This is a genomic window from Rhodobacter capsulatus (genome assembly GCF_052363175.1).
Taxonomy (GTDB): domain Bacteria; phylum Pseudomonadota; class Alphaproteobacteria; order Rhodobacterales; family Rhodobacteraceae; genus Rhodobacter; species Rhodobacter capsulatus_D.
In genome coordinates this window covers 1,288,645-1,302,297 of sequence record NZ_CP198946.1, presented here as the reverse complement: position 1 = coordinate 1,302,297, position 13,653 = coordinate 1,288,645, and the positions used below count along the sequence as shown (strand labels likewise).

The 13,653-nt window shown below is 65.1% G+C and carries 13 protein-coding genes; 2 read left to right on the top strand and 11 right to left on the bottom strand.

All coding sequences use genetic code 11. From position 1 onward, the window contains the following. Window positions 1-48: 48 nt before the first annotated feature. From ACTTAI_RS07270 to ACTTAI_RS07255, 4 genes are all read right to left on the bottom strand, one after another. Window positions 49-789, bottom strand: a complete 741-nt coding sequence (locus ACTTAI_RS07270) for a YebC/PmpR family DNA-binding transcriptional regulator (protein WP_444455122.1) — start codon at window positions 787-789, stop codon at window positions 49-51. 72 nt (window positions 790-861) lie between these two features. Then, a complete protein-coding gene (locus tag ACTTAI_RS07265) occupies window positions 862-1,242 on the bottom strand; it encodes a hypothetical protein (protein WP_444455121.1) in 381 nt (126 codons plus the stop codon). 7 nt (window positions 1,243-1,249) lie between these two features. Then, window positions 1,250-3,034 (bottom strand): SLC13 family permease, encoded by a 1,785-nt coding sequence (locus ACTTAI_RS07260; protein WP_444455120.1) that lies wholly within the window; start codon window positions 3,032-3,034, stop codon window positions 1,250-1,252. Window positions 3,035-3,166: 132 nt separating this feature from the next. After that, on the bottom strand, window positions 3,167-3,982 hold the full coding sequence (locus tag ACTTAI_RS07255) for a TIGR00282 family metallophosphoesterase (RefSeq protein ID WP_444455119.1): 816 nt from the start codon (window positions 3,980-3,982) through the stop codon (window positions 3,167-3,169). Window positions 3,983-4,273: 291 nt separating this feature from the next. On the opposite strand from ACTTAI_RS07255, the gene ACTTAI_RS07250 reads away from it, so the two are divergent. Further along, the gene (locus ACTTAI_RS07250; protein ID WP_444455118.1) at window positions 4,274-4,855 is read left to right on the top strand and encodes a CHAP domain-containing protein; all 582 of its coding nucleotides are present in this window, start codon (window positions 4,274-4,276) and stop codon (window positions 4,853-4,855) included. 62 nt (window positions 4,856-4,917) lie between these two features. Here the strand turns inward: ACTTAI_RS07250 and ACTTAI_RS07245 are convergent, their stop codons facing one another. From ACTTAI_RS07245 to mgtE, 4 genes are all read right to left on the bottom strand, one after another. Next, window positions 4,918-5,271, bottom strand: coding sequence for a zinc ribbon domain-containing protein YjdM (locus ACTTAI_RS07245; RefSeq protein WP_444455117.1), 354 nt, complete (start codon window positions 5,269-5,271; stop codon window positions 4,918-4,920). A gap of 12 nt (window positions 5,272-5,283) precedes the next feature. Next, complete coding sequence (locus ACTTAI_RS07240; protein ID WP_444455116.1) at window positions 5,284-7,095, bottom strand: patatin-like phospholipase family protein; 1,812 nt, start codon at window positions 7,093-7,095, stop codon at window positions 5,284-5,286. A gap of 256 nt (window positions 7,096-7,351) precedes the next feature. Beyond that, window positions 7,352-7,912: a 5-formyltetrahydrofolate cyclo-ligase gene (locus ACTTAI_RS07235; RefSeq protein ID WP_444455115.1), complete on the bottom strand. Its 561-nt coding sequence runs from the start codon at window positions 7,910-7,912 to the stop codon at window positions 7,352-7,354. After that, window positions 7,909-9,291, bottom strand: coding sequence for a magnesium transporter (gene mgtE / locus ACTTAI_RS07230; protein ID WP_444455114.1), 1,383 nt, complete (start codon window positions 9,289-9,291; stop codon window positions 7,909-7,911). The genes ACTTAI_RS07235 and mgtE overlap by 4 nt, the downstream gene beginning before the upstream one ends. A 129-nt stretch (window positions 9,292-9,420) precedes the next feature. Between mgtE and guaD the strand changes: the two genes are divergently transcribed. After that, complete coding sequence (gene guaD / locus ACTTAI_RS07225; protein ID WP_444455113.1) at window positions 9,421-10,704, top strand: guanine deaminase; 1,284 nt, start codon at window positions 9,421-9,423, stop codon at window positions 10,702-10,704. 111 nt (window positions 10,705-10,815) lie between these two features. On the opposite strand, the gene ACTTAI_RS07220 is transcribed toward guaD, so the two are convergent. From ACTTAI_RS07220 to ACTTAI_RS07210, 3 genes are all read right to left on the bottom strand, one after another. After that, window positions 10,816-12,153 carry an 8-oxoguanine deaminase gene (locus ACTTAI_RS07220; protein WP_444455112.1) on the bottom strand — a complete coding sequence of 446 codons (1,338 nt, stop codon included), beginning with the start codon at window positions 12,151-12,153 and terminating at the stop codon, window positions 10,816-10,818. A gap of 101 nt (window positions 12,154-12,254) precedes the next feature. Further along, a complete protein-coding gene (locus ACTTAI_RS07215; protein WP_444455111.1) occupies window positions 12,255-13,076 on the bottom strand; it encodes an inositol monophosphatase family protein in 822 nt (273 codons plus the stop codon). Between the two features lie 85 nt (window positions 13,077-13,161). Then, on the bottom strand, window positions 13,162-13,524 hold the full coding sequence (locus ACTTAI_RS07210; RefSeq protein WP_444455110.1) for a helix-turn-helix domain-containing protein: 363 nt from the start codon (window positions 13,522-13,524) through the stop codon (window positions 13,162-13,164). Window positions 13,525-13,653 lie beyond the last annotated feature (129 nt).

The window sequence follows — 13,653 nt, the reverse complement described above, 5'->3', positions numbered from 1 at the left end:
AAAGGGCGCCCCGAGGGGCGCCCTTTGCAATTCCATCCGGGAAGCTCTTCAGAGCTGCGCGGCGACATCCTCGGGAACGTCGAAGTTATGCGTCACCGTCTGCACGTCGTCATCCTCTTCCAGCGCATCGATCAGCTTCATCAGCTTCTGCGCGGTTTCGAGGTCGACCTCGGTCGTGGTCTGCGGCTTCCAGATCAGCTTCGATTCGGTCGATTCGCCCAAGGCTTTCTCGAGCGCTTCCGAAACTTCCGACAGCGCCTCGACCGAGCAATAGATCCAGTGACCTTCGTCGTCGCTCTCGACGTCATCGGCCCCGGCTTCAAGCGCGGCCATCATCACCGTATCGGCATCGCCCACCGAGGCGGGATAGGAAATCTCGCCAACGCGGTCGAAGCCGTGGCTCACCGAACCGGTCTGGCCCATGTTGCCGCCCGATTTGGTGAAATAGCTGCGCACGTTCGAGGCGGTGCGGTTCAGGTTGTCGGTCATCGCCTCGACGATGATCGCAATCCCGTTCGGCCCGTAGCCCTCGTAGCGGATTTCGGTGTAATCCGCCGCATCGCCCATCTGCGATTTCTTGATCGCGCGGTCGATCACGTCCTTCGGCATGGATTGCGCCTTGGCGGCCTTCACCGCCAGACGCAGACGCGGGTTCTTGTCGGGATCAGGGTCGCCCATCTTCGCGGCGACGGTGATTTCCTTCGCCAGCTTCGAGAACATCTTCGAGCGGATCGCATCCTGCTTGCCCTTGCGGTGCTGGATGTTCGCCCATTTGGAATGGCCTGCCATGCCCCTACTCCGTCCGATTGCTGTGTTGGGGCCGCTATAGCCAAAGGCCGGGCTTACCGCAAGCCGGGCGCTTCAGCCCGGCTGATGACCGAAGTTCGCCGGCTGCTTGTCCTCGCCGCCATCGGGGGTGACCCAGTCGAAGACGTGACCATCCGAACTGCGGGTCAGGCGCACCGAGGCATAGGGCTCCATCAGCGCCTCGGCGCCCGGCACATGGATCTTGTGCCGGATCGTGACGCTGTAGTCCATCGCCACCGCGCAACCCGGCAGCGTGCCCGAGGGCGCGGCGGCAATATCGGCCGAACAGCGGCTGCCGTCGCTGAAATGCACCGTCAGACGATTGGCGAGCAGATCGATCCGCTCGGGGTTGGGTTCGGGCGCAGTCACGGGCACGGCAAGCGAGGCGCAGGCCGAAAGCGCAAGGGCAGCGGGCAGCTGGAAAGCGAAACGCATGGGAACCTCAGGGCACGAGCGGCCAGAACAAGGGGATGACGAAGGTCGCCACGATCGCCAGAAGCACGTTCAGCGGCACGCCGACCTTCAGATAATCCGAGAAACGATAGCCGCCCGGGCCGTAGACCAGCGTGTTGGTCTGATAGCCGATCGGCGTCGCGAACGAGGCCGAAGCCGAGAACATCACCGCCACGACAAGCGGGCGCGGATCGATGCCGAGCGACTGCCCCATCTGGATCGCGATCGGAGTCAGGATCACCGCCACGGCGTTGTTCGACACGACCTCGGTCAGGAACGAGCCAAGCGCATAGATCGCCAGAAGCGTCAACTGCGGCGGCAGATCGCGCAGGAACGGCGAGACCCAGCCCACGATCAGCTCGACCGCGCCGGAATTGTCGAGCGCGACCCCGACGACGAGCATCGCGAAGACGAGCGCCATCAGCCGCCCTTCGATGAAGGAAAACGCCTCGTCCGGGTCGATCGCGCGGGTAAGCAGGATCGCCGCAACCGCAACCGTCGACAACAGCAGGATCGGCGCCACGTCGAAGGCCGAGAGAATCACCACCGCCACCATCGCGCCCACGGCAATCGGCGCCTTGGAGCGGCGGAACGGCCGCACCGTCGGTTTCGTCACATCGACCAGATCCATGTCGGCCGCCAGACGCGCGATATCCTCCGGCGACCCTTCCAGCAGCAGCGTATCACCGACGACCACCACCAGATCGTCGAGCTTTCGGCCGATGTTCTGGTTGCGCCGGTGCGCCGCCAGCACATAGACGCCATACCGACGGCGCAGCCGCAAATCGCCAAGCGAGCGCCCGATCATCCGGCAACCGGGCGAGATCAGCACCTCGACCGTCTCGGTCTGCACCGAGGACAGCTTGTCGACGACGCGCAGATCGGTGTTCTGCTGCAGGCTCATCAGCTCGGCCATTTCGGTGCGCAAGACCACGCGGTCACCCGCCGCCAGCACCGCCGCCGTCAGATCGCGCCGCAAGCTCGCATCGCCGCGCAGCACGTCGATCACCCGCATGCCTTCGCGCTTGAACAGGTCGACCTCGGTCACCGCCTGCCCGATCAGCGCGGAGCCCTCGGGGATCGCGACCTCGGTGAAGAATTTCATCTTGCGCTTTTCGCCCAGAAGCGCACCCATCGAGGTGCGGTCAGGCAGGATGTGGCGCCCGATCAGAACCATGTAAAGGCCGCCCGCGATCACCTGCACGAGGCCCAGACCCGAGATTTCGAACATCGAGAAGGGTTCAAGCCCCTTGTCCACCGCCACGCCATCGACGATCAGGTTGGTCGAGGTGCCGATCAGCGTGACCGTGCCGCCCAGGATCGCGGCGAAACTGAGCGGGATCAAGAACTTGGAGGGCGAAACCCCCATCCGCCGCGCTAGCGCCATCATCACCGGCATCATCAGGACGACGACCGGAGTGTTGTTCAGAAAGGCCGAAGCGGCGGCAATCGCGGCGAAGATGCCGACGACGGCCAGAACGGGGCGGTCATCGATATGCCGCTCGGCCAACCGCGTCAGCCAGTCGAGCGCGCCGGTGCGCACCAGCCCCCCCATCAGGATGAACATCATCACGATGGTCCAGGGCGCGTTGTTCGACAGAACCGCCGTGGCATCCTTGTAGGGCACGATCCCCAGAAGCAGCACCAGCGCCGCACCGCCGATCGCGATGACTTCCGTGGCGTAGATTTCTGCCATGAAGAGCGCGAGCATCACGGTGATCAGCGCGAGGGTGAAATAGGCTTGTGCCGTCTGGCTCAGTCCAAGGTCGATCATTTCAGGCCTCTTTCCTTGCCCGCGATACTAGCCGCACAGGGTCGGGGGGCAAGCCTTGTTCGCCGCGGCCTGCATCAAAGTCGCGGTTATCACAAAATAGTGCTGATTTATCCGGCATCTGCGCGAAGACGTTCAAACGGGCGTCGCCTCGGGCAAACGACCACCGACACGCACGGGGGCAATGCGCGTGGCCTTGCCGCTGCGATCGTCGGTCTCGATATAAACGCCCGAAAGCGTCACCGGCCCCTCGGCCGGGGTGAAACGGTCGCGCGTCATGCCGGTCAGGAAGCGGCGCATCGGCTCGGCCTTTTCCATGCCGATGATGCTGTCATAGTCGCCGCACATGCCCGCATCGCTCAGATAAGCGGTGCCGCCTTTCAGGATCACCGCATCGGCGGTGGGCACATGGGTATGGGTGCCGACGACAAGGCTGGCCCGGCCATCGCAATATTGCCCCATCGCCATCTTTTCAGAGGTCGCCTCGCAATGCACGTCGACGACGATCGCCTGCGCCAGCCCGCCCAGCGGATGCGTGCGCAAGACCGTGTCGATGGCCGAGAAGGGATCGTCGAAGGGGCGCTTCATGAAGACCTGCCCCAGAACCTGCGTCACCAGCACCTTGCGGCCGCGGCGATCCTCGAACAGGCGCGCCCCCTTGCCGGGCGCCTCCTTGGCGTAGTTGAGCGGGCGGATCACCCGCGGCTCGGTCTCGATGAAGCGCATCATGTCCTTCTGATCGAAAGCATGATCGCCCAGTGTCACCACATCCGCGCCCGCAGCCAGCAGAAGTTTCGCATGCTCGCCGGTCAGCCCCATGCCGCCCGAGGCATTCTCGCCGTTCACCACGACGAAATCGAGCCCCCAGTCGGCGCGCAGCTTCGGCAGCCGTTCCGCCACTTCCGCGCGTCCCGCGCGCCCCATCACATCGCCAAGAAACAAGATCTTCATGGATTTCCTTTGGCCGAAGCCCCGCCGGAAAGCAACCATTGCCTTGCGTAAAAGCGTCGCTTCGACCCGTTTCAGGGACAGCTTGCAGACCTCGAAAGCCCCACGGACCCATCGGGCTACCTAAGAAAAAATTTCAGCATCGGCGGGAATCCGCCACCCGAAAAGCCGAGTCGTGGCAGATTTCCGCCCGTTCCGCAGCGCACCTGTTCAGGAAGCTTTAACTCTGACCGCGATCCCCGGTATGGCTTGACCCGCAACGAAGTAAACCACTCACGTTTCGTTTCAGGTCCGATGAAAATCACGCTCACATCCTCCGGACAGCTTGTCCGGCTCCCCCTTGCTGTTGCCGCTCTGGCCGCCCTGTCGGCCTGTGGCAGCTTCAACGGCGGCGACCAGACACCGCGGATGAACTTCGCCTCGGCGCAGGACCGGCCCGAACAGGTCGATCCGGTGCGGCGCGACACTGCCGTGGCCCTCGCCAAGGAACTGCGCGCCCGCGGCGGCCGCGTCTGGTGTGTGCCCTTTGCGCGCAACGCCTCGGGCATTGATCTGAAGGGCAATGCGGGCACCTGGTGGTCGAAGGCCTCGGGTCGCTACGCACGCAGCCACACCCCCGAAGTCGGTTCGGTCATGGCGTTCTCGGCGACGCGCAAGATGCCGATGGGCCATGTGGCCGTGGTGTCGGAAGTGGTGTCGGACCGCGAGATCAAGATCGATCACGCGAACTGGCAGCGCAACCGCATCTCGCTGGGCATGACCGTGCATGACGTGTCGAAGAAAAACGACTGGAGCCAGGTGCGGGTGATGAGCCAGGAAAGCGCCGCGGGTCGGGTCTATCCGGTGGCGGGCTTCATCTCGAAGGACGAGGGCTGAGGCGCGCAAGGCGAGCCCCTCTCCAACAAAAAGAACAAAGGGCGCCTCTGGCGCCCTTTTTCTTAGTCCTGAACCTTCTTGACGAATTGCGACTTCAGCCCGATCTGCCCGACGCCGGGCAGCTTGCAGTCGATGTCGTGATCGCCCGGCACCAGCCGGATGCCGCGCACCTTGGTGCCGACCTTGACGACTTGCGAGCTGCCCTTGAGCTTGAGATCCTTGATCACCGTCACCGTATCGCCATCGGCGAGCAGGTTGCCCACGGCATCGCGGATCTCGCCCAAGGCGCCCGCCTCGGCGGCCTCGCTCCCGGGCGCCCATTCATGGGCGCATTCGGGACAGGTCAAAAGCGCGTCCACCTGATAGGTGAACGTGCTGGCGCATTCGGGGCACGGCGGCAGGGTGTCATCGGTCATGATGCCCCGGCCTTACACGTCCGGATAGAGATTGGCCAGATGCGGCCAAGCCGCGGAGGGTTTGGGCTCCAGCTCGCGCGGGGTTGTATCCATGTCGGCGATATGGCGCATCCGGGATGAGCTGGCGGGCAGTTTCGTCTTTTCGTGCGTGGAGAGCGGATCACAGTAGAAGGTCACCCCCAGATCGGCGATCCGCTGTGCCCGGGCGATCAGTTTTTCGCGCAACTCTTTGGACAGGTCGTAGGATTCGCCGCTATGGCCCTGCACCAGCGTTTCATAGATCAGCGGATTTTCCGGCCCGGGCGGTTGCGCGGGATCCCGCGGCGTCAACCAGTGATCAGCGAAATCCATCAGCACCCGTTCCAGCGCCGGAAGCTCGGTCAGGAATCGACGCAACTGGTGTTCCTCAAGCGTGAACCGACCGACGAGCGCCTCGCCCGCCTGCGCGCCATAGCCGGTCAAGCGGGTAATCGTCTCGGGCGCCATCTGCAGGTTCAGCCCGCCCTCGTCCGCGGTCAGGTTCACCGTCACGATGCGCTCGCGAAACCCGGTCAGCACCGATTGCAGCGAATCCTGCCAGTCCTTGGCGCTGTTGAACAACGCCATGACAAAGCTGCCCAGCCCCGAAATCCTGTGCGTCGGCAACAGCCGCCCTTTTTGCGGATCGGTCGGCATCTTGATTCGAGGCGTCGCCTCGTCCCCCTCGTCCACCCGCTCGGGGTCGAATTCGCCCAGCGAAATCCCGAAAGTGGGCGAAAGCGGCAGCACATGGTCGAAGAAATGCACCGGGAAGTTCGACGAAAGCCCGCCGTCAGAGAACAGACAGCGGCAAAGCTTCGCCGCCGGTTCCGCCTTGACCAGCGTGTAATCGACCCGGTGCAGCGGCACGGCAGAAATCAGCATCGGAAACGACAGGCTCATCCGCGCCAGCACGACGACCGGCATGTCATCAAAGCGGAACAGCCGCAGCCGTCCGGTGGGATCGGCCCATTTCGCGTCGACCGGCTGCGAGTGCGCCACCATGTAAGCCACGATCCGGTCGGGGAAAATGCGGGCGAATTCCTCGGGATCGAAGGCATGCTGGTTGTTGCGCATCGGCAGCACAAAGGGGCGGTGCGTGGTGATGTCGGTGGTCACCGTCTGCACCCGGATCCCCCTGTCTGCCAGCATCTTCAGCGTCAAAGGCGCGGGGCCGACGGCGCCAAAGGCGATTTCGTCGATGCGCTTCGCCATCCAGTCCGACAGGCCGGTATCGGGTTTGTAGCCCTTTTGCGTGCGCCCCGTGCAGATGCCGTAATCATGCGCTGCCAGACCCTCGGTCGCCTGTTTTTTCGCCTCCCAAAGCGGCCAGCCAAGCCCGCCTGCCGCCATCGCCACAAGGCCCAGAAGCAACCAGCCCCAGACCACGGTCGACGAGGCAAAAAGCGCCAGGATCACCATCACGATCCCCAAGGCCGCGCCCTGCACCATCTCGCGCGGATAGCCCCGCGCAAGCGCCCAGAGGATCCCCGCCGTCTTGCCCTTTTGCGCCGCAAGCAGCAGCCGGAAAAGCGGCGCCAGCTCCGGCACCGGCTGGAATTTCTCGAGGATCGTGGTCGAAAGTTCGTCGGCCAGCCCCTCGATCTTGTCAAAGCCGCCCTTGTCGCGGCCATATTCCGCCGCAGCAGCGAAAACGGCCGCAATCGCGCCCGCCGACGTGCCGCCGACCTGACGGAAGCGATAGGCATCGGACAGCTTTTTCAGCGCCTTGGGATAGACCACCCCGGAGGTGACGCCCCCTTTCAGCACCAGATCGCAACTCGGAAGGTCAGTCGTCTGTGACATGGATGTCCTCCGTCATGGGGCAAGATCATCGGTGCGCGGACCGACGGCAGCCAAACAGGGTTGATCGGGAGTGGGCCGCGCCCCGGACAGCGCAACCTGCGCGAGGGCGGCAAGGAATGTCGGGGCCTCTTGCGGACAGTCGATGAAACGCATGGGACAAGAACCGAAAGAAGATCGTTGCCCCAGCATAGCAGATTCGCGCCGCAACGCACCCGAAGGGTTGCGCGCGCGTCAAAAATCCGCGCCTCAGTTGTGCTTAGCCGTGCTGGGGATAGATCGGGCCGCGCTCGGTCACGATCAGATCAAGCGGCTGGTCGGTGGGCTCGGTCGGCACCGCTTCCATCTCCTGCGCCGCAAAGGCGAAGCCGATCGCCGTGGCGGGGCCCGCCGCGCGCAGACGTTCCAGCGTGCGGTCATAAAAGCCGCCGCCATAGCCGAGCCGATAGCCGCGCCGATCAAAGGCGACGAGCGGCACGATCAGCACACGCGGCGTGATCTCGGCGCCCGTCTCGGGGATCGCCGCGCCGAAGGGGCCGGGGATCAGCGCCGCCTCGGGGGTCCATGTGCGAAAGACGAGCGGCTGCCCCTCACCGAGGATCACCGGCACGCCGACCGGCCCCAGATGCGCGGCCATCGCCGGGCGCGGGTCAATCTCGGTGCGGATCGGCAGATAACCCGCCATCGGCGCCCCCTCGAACCGCATCAGCGCTGCCAGAAGATGCTCGCAAGCGTCGCCCTGCCCCGCCGCAAAGGCAGCCTTGCGGGCGGCAAAGGCAGCCTTGCGGGCCTCGGCCTTGAGCGCGGCCAGATCGGTCATACCAGCACCCATGTCGCAAGCCCAAGGAAGGCGAAGAAGCCCATCACGTCGGTGAGCGTCGTCACGAAAGTGCCCGAGGCGAGCGCCGGGTCAAGGCCCAGCCGTTCGAGCGTCAAGGGCACCATCACCCCGCCCAGCGCCGCGACCATCTGATTGACGATCATCGCAAGGCCCAGAACGAGGCCCAGCGCCGGATGGCCGAAGATCACCGCCCCGGCAACGCCCAGAAGCATCGCCAGGCTGAGACCATTCACCACCCCCGCGCCGATTTCGCGCAACACCACGCGCCGCGCGTTCGAGGCGGTCAGATCGCGCGTTGCCAGTGCCCGCACCGCCACAGCCAGCGATTGCGTTCCCGCAATCCCGCCCGTCGAGGCAACGATCGGCATCAGCGCGGCCAGCGCGACAAGCGACGAGATCGTCGCCTGAAACTGCGAAATCACCACGGCGGAAAGCGAGGCGGTGAAGAGGTTCGCCACCAGCCACGGCAGACGCTGGCGCACGGTTTCCAGAACCGAGTCGGAAATCGAGCTTTCCTCGCCCACGCCAGCGAGACGCAGGATGTCTTCCTCGTGTTCTTCATCGAGCACGTTCATCGCGTCATCGATGGTGATCACACCGACCAGCCAGCCATCATCGTCGGTCACCGGCGCGGAAATCAGGTGATACTGGTTGAAAGCATAGGCGACGTCGCCTTCTTCCTGCCGGGCGGAAATGGTGCGGAAACTGTCCTCGGTGATCGCGGTCAGCCGCGTGTCGGGCTTTGACGACAAGATCTTGCCCAGCGTCACATAGCCCACCGGATGATAGGCCGGATCGACGAGGATGACGTGATAGAACTGATCGGGCAGCCATTCCTCGCTGCGCAGGAATTCGGTCGCCTCGGCCACGGTCCAGTGCTGGGGCGCAACGACGACCTCGCGCTGCATCAGACGGCCGGCGGAATATTCGGGCCAGGTCAGCGATTGCTCGACCGCGGCGCGGTCGGTTTCATCCAGCGCCTCGAGGATGGCCTCCTGCTGGACCTCTTCGAGATCCTCGATCAGGTCGACGACGTCATCCGAGTCAAGCTCGCGCACGGCTTCGGCCAGAACATCGGCGGGGATCTGTTCGATCACCTCCTCGCGGATCGATTCGTCGATCTCGGTGAGGATCTCGCCATCCATCTCGCGGCCGTAAAGCCGCAGGATCTCGCGCCGTTCAGCCGTGGTGACCTGTTCGAGAAGGTCGGCAACGTCGGCGCCGTGCAGAGGTTCGAGCAGATCCGCGAGCAGGGCCGCATCGCCCGCTTCGGTCGCTTCCAGAACGCGTTCGACCAGATCTTCGGTCAGCGCGGGCAGGTCTTCGGCTTCGTGCTCTTCTGCCCGCTCTTCCGCCATGCCGCCCCCTGATCTGCCGTATTCTGGTTTGCCGCCACCTTATCGCAGCCGCCTGCGACAAAAAAGCCGTGATTGCCGAAGCATGGTTGCGGCCCTAGCATGAGCCTGCACGGGAAAGGAAGGTGGCGCGTGGAGATTTTGCTGGGTCAGATACTGCGATTTGCCTCGGATGCGAGGATCGAGGGGCCGTCGGCGGCGCGACATGACCGTCAGGGCGCGGTGGCGATCGAGGCGGGGCGGATCGTCGATGTCGGTCCGGCCGAGGCGGTGCTGGCCCGCCACCCGCAGGCGCATCGCACCGATCTGGGCGATAAGCTGATTTCGGCGGGCTTCATCGACGCGCATGTGCATTACCCGCAGACCGCGATCATCGCGAGCTGGGGCAAGCGGCTGATCGACTGGCTGAACAGCTACACCTTCCCCGAAGAGATGCGCTTTGCCGATCCGGCCTATGCCGCCGAGATCGCCTCGCGCTATTTCGATCTGGCGCTGGCGCATGGCACGACCTCGATGTGTTCCTATGCGACGATCCATTCGTCTTCGGTCGATGCCTTCATGAGCGAGGCGGCGCGGCGGGGGATGCGGGCGCTCGCGGGGCGGACCTGCATGGATCGCGACACCGCGCCCGCGGGGCTGCGCGACACGGCGCAGGCCGCCTATGACGAGAGCAAGTCGCTGCTCACACGCTGGCATGGCCGCGACCGGCTGGGCTACGTGATCACGCCGCGGTTTTCGCCGACCTCGACGCCCGATCAGCTGCTGGCGCTGGGGTCGCTGTGGGCCGAGCATCCCGATTGCCTGATGCAAACGCATCTGAGCGAGCAGATCGATGAAATCGCCTGGGTGAAAAGCCTCTATCCGGCGGCGCGGGATTATCTCGACACCTACGAGACCTTCGGTCTGCTGGGCGAGAACGGCGTCTATGGCCATGCGATCCATCTGGAACCGCGCGAGATTGCCCGGCTGCGCGATGTCGGCGCGGGGCTGGCGCATTGCCCGACCTCGAACAGCTTCATCGGCTCGGGGCTCTTTGATGCGGCGGGGCTCGCTTCGGCCGGGATCAGGATCGGGCTCGCCACGGACACCGGAGGCGGTTCGAGCTTTTCGATGCTGCGCACGATGGCGGCGGCCTATGAGATCGGGCAGTTGCGGCGTGGCGCGTTGCACCCGGCCGCGCTTTGGTATCTCGCGACGGTCGGCGCGGCGCAGGTTTTGCGCATCGATCACGCGGTGGGCAATATCGCCGTCGGGATGGAGGCGGATCTGATCGCGGTCGATCTGGCCTCGACCCCCGCGATTGCCCAGCGCGCCGAGCGGGCGGGCGATTTCTGGGAGGCGCTCTTTCCGACGATCATGATGGGCGATGATCGTGCCATCGCCGGGGTCTGGGTGGCCGGGCGGCGGATGAAATAGCGGGCGCGCGGCCTTGCCGATGGAGCGGGGCTCTGCCCGTTCGACGGGGCGTCCTTCCCCCGGAAGGCCGCCTTGCCCGTCTCACCCCGAGATATTTGCAGCAAGATAAAATCAGCGCGCAAGGGCGCGGGCGAGGTGGTTCGCACGTTCGACGACGCGGGGCAGATCGAGCGTGGTGATCTGATCATCGCGGACGATCTGACGACCTTCAACGAAAAGATGCTTCACCCGCGTCGGGCCGGACAGAAGCAGCGCCGCGACAGGGTCCCAGGCGCCTGCAGCTTCGAGCCCCGAGACATCCCAGATCGCCAGATCGGCGCGTTTTCCGGGTTCGAGACTGCCCAATTCGGGGCGCCCCAAAACCTGCGCGCCGCCAAGGGTGGCGATCTCCAGCGCCTCGCGCACGGACATTGCATCGGCGCCATTTTGCACCCGTTGCAACAGCATCGCCTGCCGCGCCTCGGCAATCAGATTGCCCGCGTCATTGCTGGCCGACCCATCGACGCCCAAAGCCACATTCACCCCCGCATCGCGCATCGCCCGGATCGGCGCAATGCCCGAGCCAAGGCGACAATTCGAACAGGGGCAATGGGCAACCCCGGTCTTCGAGCGGGCAAAAAGATCAATTTCCGAACCCGAGAGCTTGACGCAATGGGCATGCCAGACATCGGCGCCGGTCCAGCCCAGATCCTCGGCATATTGGCCCGGGCGGCAGCCGAACTGGTGCAGCGAATAGGCGATATCCTCGTCATTCTCGGCCAGATGGGTGTGCAGCATCACGCCCTTGTCGCGCGCCAGCACGGCCGCATCGCGCATCAGCTCGCGCGAGACCGAAAACGGCGAACAGGGGGCCACGCCCACCCGCAGCATCGACCCGGGGCGCGGATCGTGATGGGCGTCGATGACGCGGATGCAATCGGTCAGGATCGCCTCTTCGCGCTCGACCAGACTGTCGGGCGGCAGCCCCCCCGCGCTTTCGCCGATCGACATCGCGCCGCGGGTCGGGTGAAAGCGCAGCCCCAGCTCGGCCGCGGCGGCGATCGTATCGTCGAGCCGCGCGCCGTTGGGGTAAAGATAGAGGTGATCCGACGAGAGCGTGCAGCCCGACAGCGCCAGCTCCGCCAGACCAATCTGCGCCGAGGTGAAGATCTCCTCCGGCCCCATCTGCGCCCAGATCGGGTAAAGCGTCTTCAGCCAGCCGAACAGAAGCGCATCCTGCCCGCCCGGCACCGCGCGGGTCAGCGTCTGATAAAGATGATGGTGCGTGTTGATCAGCCCCGGCGTGACAACGCAGCCCGCAGCCGAAACGACCTCGCCCGTGGTCACCAGCCCCTGCCCCACGGCGGCAATCTCGCCGCCCCGGATCAGCAGATCGGCGCCGCGCAATTCCCGCCGCGCACCGTCCATCGTGACAAGGACCTCGGCGCCCCGGATCAGAACTTCCCGCATCGCAACCTCCCGCGCAACGCCCCCCGCCTCGGGGAAGTCCGAAGGGGCCAGATGGCCCTTTCGGGCGGGGGTGCGGGGGCGGCAGCCCCCGCCTGCCCCCCTCAACCGTTCAGCACCGCCAGCGCCGCGGCATGGATCTCGACATTCGCCGCCGCCAGCACGCGCCCGCCCTCATGCGCCGGACCGCCCGTCCAGTCGGTCACGATCCCGCCCGCCGCCTCGATCACCGCGATCGGACCGCCGACGTCATAGGGCTGCAGCCCGGCCTCGACCACCAGATCGATCTGCCCGGCCGCGATCAGCCCGTAGGCATAGCAATCGGTGCCGTAGCGCGTCAGCTTCACCTGCTTCGACAGCCGCGCGAAAGCCGCGCCCTCCTCGGGCGTGCCGACCTCGGGGAAGGTGGAATACAGGATCGCCTCGGCGAGCGGCCGCGGCCCGCGCGTGTGCAAATCGGCCTGCCCCAGCGGTCCCGTCACCCGCGCCTGCCCGAACCCGCCCAGAAACCGCTCGCCGATATAGGGCTGGTCGATCAGCCCCATCAGCGGCGCCCCGGGCTTGGCGTCGCCTTCGACCGAGAGCGCGATCAGCACCCCCCAGGTCGGCGTGCCCGAGAGATACCCCCGCGTGCCGTCGATCGGGTCCAGAACCCAGGTCAGACCGCTTGTGCCCCGTGTCACGCCAAATTCCTCGCCCCAGATCCCGTCCGCAGGCCGCCGCTCGGCCAGGATCGCGCGCATCGCCTGTTCCGCGGCGCGGTCGGCCACGGTCACCGGATCGAAGCGCACGGCCTCCTTCGTCTCGGCGGCAATCCCCCCCGGCGTGCGGAAATGCGCGAGCGTCGCCACGCGGGCGGCATCGGCCAGGGCTTCGGCGGTGGCGATCAGATCGGCCTTTTCGGCCTCGCTCAGATGGGGTGGCATGGACGACGGCATAGGGGGGGCTCCGGAAATACGAAAGGGGAGCGTCACCGCTCCCCATATCTTCAACCCCGATTGTGCGGCCTTATCAAGCCACGTCGGAGAGAACCTTCGCCAGTTCGAACAGACGGCGCCGCTGCGCCTCGGGGATCGCGTAGTACGAACGCACCAAGGCCAGCGCTTCCTTGTCGGAGAACAGATCCCCTTCCTGCGCGGCCGTGTTCGGGTCTTCGCCCGACAATCCTTCGAAGAAGAACGCAACCGGCACATCAAGCGCGTCGGCAATGTCCCAAAGCCGCGAGGCCGAGACACGGTTCATCCCCGTTTCGTATTTCTGAATCTGCTGGAACTTGATGCCGACCTTGTCGGCGAGTTGTTGTTGCGTGACCCCCACCAGCCAACGGCGGTGACGGATACGCTTGCCCACATGGACATCGACCGGATGCTTCATTCATTCTTCCCCTGAACTCTTCGGATGTGTGAAGCTAGCATAGCGTTGATTGCCGTTTCGGTTGCAAAATCTGGAAACTATCCAAAAAGACAGGTATTTCCCCTGCAAGTCCGCTACCTTATGTCGCAC

Coding starts and splice junctions, on each gene's coding strand:
- ACTTAI_RS07270 (WP_444455122.1), bottom strand. CDS start 789: ATGGCAGGCCATTCCAAATGGGCGAACATCCAGCACCGCAAGGGCAAG.
- ACTTAI_RS07245 (WP_444455117.1), bottom strand. CDS start 5,271: ATGACCGATGACACCCTGCCGCCGTGCCCCGAATGCGCCAGCACGTTC.
- ACTTAI_RS07220 (WP_444455112.1), bottom strand. CDS start 12,153: ATGCGGGAAGTTCTGATCCGGGGCGCCGAGGTCCTTGTCACGATGGAC.
- ACTTAI_RS07260 (WP_444455120.1), bottom strand. CDS start 3,034: ATGATCGACCTTGGACTGAGCCAGACGGCACAAGCCTATTTCACCCTC.
- ACTTAI_RS07235 (WP_444455115.1), bottom strand. CDS start 7,912: ATGACCGATCTGGCCGCGCTCAAGGCCGAGGCCCGCAAGGCTGCCTTT.
- mgtE (WP_444455114.1), bottom strand. CDS start 9,291: ATGGCGGAAGAGCGGGCAGAAGAGCACGAAGCCGAAGACCTGCCCGCG.
- ACTTAI_RS07250 (WP_444455118.1), top strand. CDS start 4,274: ATGAAAATCACGCTCACATCCTCCGGACAGCTTGTCCGGCTCCCCCTT.
- ACTTAI_RS07265 (WP_444455121.1), bottom strand. CDS start 1,242: ATGCGTTTCGCTTTCCAGCTGCCCGCTGCCCTTGCGCTTTCGGCCTGC.
- ACTTAI_RS07255 (WP_444455119.1), bottom strand. CDS start 3,982: ATGAAGATCTTGTTTCTTGGCGATGTGATGGGGCGCGCGGGACGCGCG.
- ACTTAI_RS07240 (WP_444455116.1), bottom strand. CDS start 7,095: ATGTCACAGACGACTGACCTTCCGAGTTGCGATCTGGTGCTGAAAGGG.
- ACTTAI_RS07210 (WP_444455110.1), bottom strand. CDS start 13,524: ATGAAGCATCCGGTCGATGTCCATGTGGGCAAGCGTATCCGTCACCGC.
- ACTTAI_RS07215 (WP_444455111.1), bottom strand. CDS start 13,076: ATGCCACCCCATCTGAGCGAGGCCGAAAAGGCCGATCTGATCGCCACC.